Origin of the sequence: Micrococcus sp. HG099, from assembly GCF_024723355.1 — a bacterium.
Taxonomy (GTDB): Bacteria; Actinomycetota; Actinomycetes; order Actinomycetales; family Micrococcaceae; genus Micrococcus; species Micrococcus endophyticus.
In genome coordinates this window covers 1-6,577 of record NZ_JANQCJ010000125.1, presented here as the reverse complement: position 1 = coordinate 6,577, position 6,577 = coordinate 1, and the positions used below count along the sequence as shown (strand labels likewise).

5 protein-coding genes are annotated in these 6,577 nt (G+C 75.1%); all 5 read left to right on the top strand.

What is annotated here, in order from left to right:
* Positions 1-434 precede the first annotated feature (434 nt).
* The 5 genes from rho to NWP10_RS09870 all read left to right on the top strand — a co-directional run bounded on the left by rho (position 435) and on the right by NWP10_RS09870 (position 6,532).
* Positions 435-2,471, top strand: coding sequence for a transcription termination factor Rho (gene rho / locus NWP10_RS09890; RefSeq protein ID WP_258300783.1), 2,037 nt, complete (start codon positions 435-437; stop codon positions 2,469-2,471).
* A 115-nt stretch (positions 2,472-2,586) separates the two neighbouring features.
* On the top strand, positions 2,587-3,696 hold the full coding sequence (gene prfA / locus NWP10_RS09885; protein WP_258300782.1) for a peptide chain release factor 1: 1,110 nt from the start codon (positions 2,587-2,589) through the stop codon (positions 3,694-3,696).
* On the top strand, positions 3,693-4,607 hold the full coding sequence (gene prmC, locus NWP10_RS09880) for a peptide chain release factor N(5)-glutamine methyltransferase (protein WP_258300781.1): 915 nt from the start codon (positions 3,693-3,695) through the stop codon (positions 4,605-4,607). The genes prfA and prmC overlap by 4 nt, the downstream gene beginning before the upstream one ends.
* Positions 4,604-5,383 (top strand): L-threonylcarbamoyladenylate synthase, encoded by a 780-nt coding sequence (locus tag NWP10_RS09875; RefSeq protein ID WP_258300780.1) that lies wholly within the window; start codon positions 4,604-4,606, stop codon positions 5,381-5,383. The genes prmC and NWP10_RS09875 overlap by 4 nt, the downstream gene beginning before the upstream one ends.
* Positions 5,384-5,392: 9 nt before the next feature.
* Positions 5,393-6,532, top strand: coding sequence for an MraY family glycosyltransferase (locus tag NWP10_RS09870; protein ID WP_258300779.1), 1,140 nt, complete (start codon positions 5,393-5,395; stop codon positions 6,530-6,532).
* Positions 6,533-6,577 lie beyond the last annotated feature (45 nt).

The following is a 6,577-nucleotide window of genomic DNA, read 5'->3' as shown; positions in this document are numbered from 1 at the left end:
GAGCAGGCCGCGGCGGCCGCCCGGGCGCTCACGGCGGACGACGTGCACGCCTGGCGCGTGCTGGTGCCGGCCGTGGCCGCCGACGGTGTTAGGGTGGAACCACTCCACCACGGCTGACCCTGCCGCTTCGCGCGGCCCGGGTCGCCGGCGCCGGGCCTGTGTCGGCCGGACGCCGCGATCGCCGTCGGCCGGAACCCCGCCGCGAACCGCCCGTGCCGAGCACGGCCCGCGTCCGGGACGTCTCCGGCTCGGTCGAGTCCGGACGCCTCCGCCCCGTCACGCAGCGACTGCGCACGAGCAGGGGAGGCGACCCTGATGAGTTCACACCATGAAACCCGGCCCTCTGGGGCGCCGCTGCGCGGCCCGGCCGGATGCACACCGCGGCCCGACGCGCTCCGCGCCGTCAGACCGCTTTCGAGGGAGAAGGAACCTTCGTGACCGAATCCACGGAACAGACCACGCCGACCACCGGCGGCGGCCTGGCCGCTCTCAAGCTTGCCCAGCTCCAGGCCCTGGCCTCCCAGCTCGGCATCCCCGGCGGCTCGCGCATGCGCAAGGCCGACCTGGTGACCGCCATCTCCGACCACCAGCGGGGCGGCTCCGTGGCCGACCGCGCCGCCGCCGAGCGTGCCGCCAAGGTCGCCGCGGCCCCCGCCGCCGAGGCCGCCCCGGCCGCGGACAAGGACGCCGAGCAGCCCGCCGAGGCCGCCGAGCGTCCGGCCCGCCGCCGCTCCCGCCGCGCCGACGCGGACACCTCCGCCCCCGCCGCCCAGTCGGCCGAGTCCGGCAAGGACCAGGCCGAGCGCCGTGCCGAGCAGCCCGCCGAGGGCCGCGATGCCGAGGGCTCCCAGGACTCCGGCGATCGCACCCAGGGCGAGCGCCGCTCGCGTGGCCGCCGCCGCACCGGCGACGACGACGCCCGCGGCCAGGACCGCCGCCGCCAGGACGGCGAGGACGCCGGCCAGGACCATGCCCAGGACTCCGCCGAGGACCGCGGCGGCGACCGCGCCCAGGACTCCGGCGACCGCGAGAACGGTCGCGGGAACCGCGGCCGCAACGGCCGGGACAACGGCCGCGACCGCGAGAACGGCAACGGCCGCGACCGCGACGGATCCCGCGAGCAGAAGCAGGACAAGTCCGAGGACGGCGGGCAGGGCGGCGGCCGCAACGACCGGAACCGCCGCGACGACCGCGACGACGAGGGCGGCCGCGGCCGCCGCAACCGCCGCAACCGCAACGAGCGCGGGCGCAACCGCCGCGGACGCGGCGGCCCCGACGTGGACGAGACGGAGCTGACCGAGGACGACGTCCTGCAGCCCGTGGCCGGCATCCTCGACGTGCTGGACAACTACGCGTTCGTGCGCACCTCCGGCTACCTGCCCGGCCCGAACGACGTCTACGTGTCCCTGGCCATGGTCAAGAAGCACGGCCTGCGCAAGGGCGACGCCGTCGTCGGCGCCATCCGCGCCCCCCGCGAGGGCGAGAAGCCGCAGCACCAGGGCGGCGGCTCCAACCGCCAGAAGTTCAACGCGCTGGTGAAGATCTCCTCCGTCAACGGCCAGCCGGCCGTGGAGCACCCCGAGCGCGTGGAGTTCGCCAAGCTCGTGCCCCTGTACCCGCAGGAGCGCCTGCGCCTGGAGACCGACCCCAAGCAGGTCGGCCCCCGCGTGATCGATCTGGTCAGCCCCATCGGCAAGGGCCAGCGCGGCCTCATCGTCTCCCCGCCCAAGGCAGGCAAGACGATGATCCTGCAGTCGATCGCCAACGCGATCAAGACGAACAACCCCGAGGTCCACCTCATGATGGTGCTCGTGGACGAGCGCCCCGAGGAGGTCACCGACATGCAGCGGTCGGTGGACGGCGAGGTCATCGCCTCCACGTTCGACCGCCCGGCGGACGACCACACCACCCTCGCCGAGCTGGCCATCGAGCGCGCCAAGCGCCTCGTGGAGATGGGCCGCGACGTCGTCGTGCTGCTCGACTCCATGACCCGCCTGGGCCGCGCCTACAACCTGGCCGCCCCGGCCTCGGGCCGCATCCTCTCCGGCGGCGTGGACTCCTCCGCGCTGTACCCGCCGAAGAAGTTCTTCGGCGCCGCCCGCAACATCGAGAACGGCGGCTCGCTGACCATCCTCGCCACCGCGCTCGTGGAGACGGGCTCGCGCATGGACGAAGTGATCTTCGAGGAGTTCAAGGGCACCGGCAACATGGAGCTGCGCCTGTCCCGGCACCTCGCCGAGCGCCGCATCTTCCCGGCGGTGGACGTCAACGCGTCCGGCACCCGCCGCGAGGAGGCACTGCTCTCCCCGGAGGAGGTCAAGATCATGTGGAAGCTGCGCCGGGTGCTCTCCGGCCTCGAGCAGCAGCAGGCGCTCGAGCTGCTCACCAACAAGATCAAGGACACCGGGTCCAACGCCGAGTTCCTCATGCTGGTCTCCAAGACCACGCTCGGGGCCAAGGGCGAGGACTGATCCACGGCCGCACGGCCCCGTCCCGACTGGAGGAGCTCGTCTCCGCTGGACCGGGACGGGGCCGTGTGCGTCAGGGCGTCCGGTCGTGGCCGACCGGGGGAGGAGAGGCAGGGACGTGTTCGACTCGGAGGAACGGCGCGAGGCCGTGGACCGGCTGCTGGCGGAGCATCGCGAGCTGACGGCGCGCCTGTCCGACCCGGCGGTGCACCAGGACCCGGTGCTCGCCCGCCGGCTGAACCGCCGCTTCGCTGAGCTCGGCGCCGTGGTGACGGCGCACGCCGCGTGGCGCGAGGCCGCCGCGGAGCTCGCCGACGCGCGGGAGCTGGCTGCGGCCGGCGACGACGACGCGGCGGCGTTCGCGGCGGAGGTGCCGGGCCTCGAGGAGGCCGAGACGGCGGCCGCCGAGCGCCTGCGCCGGCTGCTGATCCCGCGGGATCCCGACGACGCGCGGGACGTGATCCTGGAGATCAAGGGCGGGGAGGGCGGCGAGGAAGCCGCCCTGTTCGCCGGCGACCTGCTGCGCATGTACCTGCGCTACGCGGAGTCCCGGGGCTGGAAGACGGAGGTCCTCTCGGCCACGCACTCGGACCTGGGCGGCTACAAGGACGTGCACGTGGCGATCCGCGCCGGCGCCACGGACCCCGCCGAGGGCGTGTTCGCCCGCCTGAAGTTCGAGGGCGGAGTGCACCGGGTGCAGCGGGTGCCGGTGACGGAGTCCCAGGGCCGCATCCACACCTCGGCGGCCGGCGTGCTCGTGCTGCCCGAGGTGGACGCCCCGGACGAGGTGCGGATCGACCCGAACGAGGTGAAGACGGACGTGTTCCGCTCCTCGGGCCCCGGCGGCCAGTCCGTGAACACCACCGACTCGGCCGTGCGCCTGACGCACCTGCCCACGGGCATCGTGGTGTCCATGCAGAACGAGAAGTCGCAGATCCAGAACCGGGAGGCCGCGATGCGCGTGCTGCGCTCCCGGCTGCTGGAGCGCCGGCGCGCGGAGCAGGACGCCGAGGACTCGGCCGCCCGCGCCGCCCAGGTGCGCACGATGGACCGCTCCGAGCGCATCCGCACCTACAACTTCCCCGAGAACCGGATCGCGGACCACCGCACCGGGTACAAGGCGCACAACCTGGACGCCGTACTGGACGGGGACCTCGAGGCCGTCGTCGCCTCCTGCCTGGCCCTGGACGAGGAGCGCCGCCTCGCCGCCCTGGGCGGGGACCCGTGAGCGCCGCGGACGAGTCGGAGCCGTGGGCGCAGGCCCTGCGGCGGGCGACGGGCCTGCTGGCCGAGGCCGGCGTGGACTCGCCCCGCGTGGACGCGGAGCTGCTGCTGGCCCACGTCCTCGGCCTCGGGCGCGGCGAGCTGCTGGCCCGGGTGTTCGCCGGGGCCGCGGGCACCGCGGGGGAGGCCGAGCGCTTCGCGGCCCTCGTGGCGCGCCGCGCGCGGCGGGAGCCGGTGCAGCACCTCACGGGTGTCGCGTTCTTCCACGGGCTGGACCTGGCGGTGGGCCCCGGCGTGTTCCTGCCCCGCCCGGAGACCGAGCTGCTCGTGGACGCGGTCCTGGCGGAGCTGACGGCGCGCCCGGCCGCGGCCACGGTGGTGGACCTGTGCACCGGCTCGGGCGCGATCGCCGCGGCCGTCGCCGCGTGGGCGCAGGAGCACGGGCGGGACGTGGCGGTCACCGCCGTGGAGCTCGACGACGAGGCGGCCGGCTGGGCGCGGCGCAACCTGGAGCCGCGCGGCGTGCACCTGCGACAAGGCGATGCGCTTGTCGCGCTCCCCGAGCTGGAGGGCCGCGTGGACGTCGTGGTGAGCAATCCGCCCTATGTGCCCGAGGCGGAGACGCCCGTCCAGGCCGAGGCGCGGCTCGACCCCGCCCGCGCCCTCTACGGCGGGGACGCGGCCGGGCTGCGGATCCCGCAGGCCATCGCGCACCGAGCGACGGAGCTGCTCGCCCCGGGCGGCCTCTTCGCCATGGAGCACCACGAGACGCAGGGCCCGGCCCTCCTGGGCGCCCTCGACGCGGACCCCCGGTTCACGGGCGTCTGCGTCCACCAGGACCTCACCGGACGAGACCGGTTCCTCACGGCGCGCCGGTCCTGCGAAGCCGCGGCGGGCGCGGAGGTGGAAGAATGACCGACGTGAGTGACTTCATCGACGTCTCGGATCCGGCCGCCCTCGAGAATGCCGTGGCCCGCGCCCGCGAGGTCCTCGCGGACCGTGGCTGCGTGGTCCTGCCCACGGACACCGTCTACGGCATCGGAGCTGACGCGTTCTCCCCCCTGGCCGTGGCCGTGCTGCTGGCCGCCAAGGGCCGTGGCCGCACCATGCCGCCGCCCGTCCTCATCGCGGACCGCCGCGTGATGGCGGGCCTCGCGTACGACGTGCCGGAGGAGGCCGAGGCCCTCGCCGAGCGCTTCTGGCCCGGCGCCCTCACCCTGATCCTCAAGTCCCAGCCGACCCTGACCTGGGACCTGGGGGAGACCCGCGGCACCGTCGCCCTGCGCGTGCCGGACGACGCGGTCGCCCGCGAGCTGCTCTACGCCGTGGGGCCCATGGCCGTCTCCAGCGCGAACCGCACCGGCATGGACGCCGCCACCACCGCCGACGCTGCCCGCTCGATGCTGGGGGAGTCCGTGGCCCTCTACCTCGACGCCGGCCCCCGCGAGAGCCGGGATCCCTCGACGATCGTGGACTGCACCGTCACCCCGTTCCGCGTGGCCCGGCAGGGCGCCGTGCCCCTGGAGGAGCTGCGCGCGGTGGTGCCGGACCTGCTCGCCGAGGGCGAGGAGCCCCCGGTGCCCGCCGACCGCCTCGCGGCCGAGCCCGTGGCCGAGACCCCGGCCGCGGCCGCGCCGACCCCCGCCCCGGACGGCGACGACGCCGCCGACCGCGCGGGCCGGGAGGCCTGACCGGCCCCCATGCGCGCCTACCTCGTCCTGGTCGTGGTCACGGCCCTCGCCTGCGGGGCTCTCACGCCCCTCATGCGGCGCATCGGCCTGCGGGCGCGCGTCTTCACGCCCGTGCGCCAGCGGGACATGCACCGCCGGCCCATCCCCAAGCTGGGCGGCGTGGCCATGGCCGCCGCCGTCCTCGTGGGCCTGGCCGTGGGCGGCACGGTGCCGTTCCTCCAGGGGATCTACGCGGACGACGCCGCCATGGTCGGGCTGCTCGTCGCCGTCGCCGTGGTGCTCGTGGTGGGCATCGCGGACGACCTCTGGGACCTGCGCTGGTGGGTGAAGATGGCGGGCCAGGTCTGCGCCGGGCTCGCGGTGGCCCTCGGCGGGATCCGGATCGAGGCCATGCCCGTGGGGTGGATCCCCGTGGGCAGCGAGGCCATGCAGATCGCGCTGACGGTGTTCGCCGTGGTGCTCACCATGAACGCCCTCAACTTCGTGGACGGCCTCGACGGGCTCGCGGCCGGCGTCGCCCTGATCGGTGGCTCCGCGTTCTTCGTCTACTCCTATCTGCTCACGCGCACCATCAACCAGTTCGACTACGCCAACCTGGCCACGCTGCTGATGGCGCTGCTCGTGGGCGCCTGCCTGGGCTTCCTGCCCTTCAACCGCTTCCCGGCCCGGATCTTCATGGGCGAGGTGGGGGCCATGCTGCTGGGCCTGCTGATGGCCGCCGCCGCCGTCGCCGTCACCGCGGACGTGAACGCGCTGGACGGCATGCGCTTCCGCAACGTGCCCGCCTACATGCCCATCCTGCTGCCGATCGCCGTCCTCGCCCTGCCGCTGCTGGACCTGGCCCTCGCCGTGCTGCGCCGCACCGCCCGGGGCGCCAGCCCGTTCTCCGCGGACCGGGGCCACCTGCACCACAAGCTCGTGGACGGCGGCTACACGCACGCCCAGGCCGTGTGGCTGCTGTGGCTGTGGGCGTTCCTCGTGGCGTGGGGCGCGGTCTCCCTGAACTTCGTGGACGACATGATCGTCCTGCCGGTGCTCGGCCTCGCCCTCCTGGGCGCCGGGTACCTGACCCTGCGCACCCCCGTCCGACGGCGCCGCGCCGGCGCGTCGACCGCCGGACCCGCCCTCGACCCGGAGGAGGGCGCATGAGCCCCCGCACCGCACCCGACGCCGCCCCGACCGACGCCGCCCGCG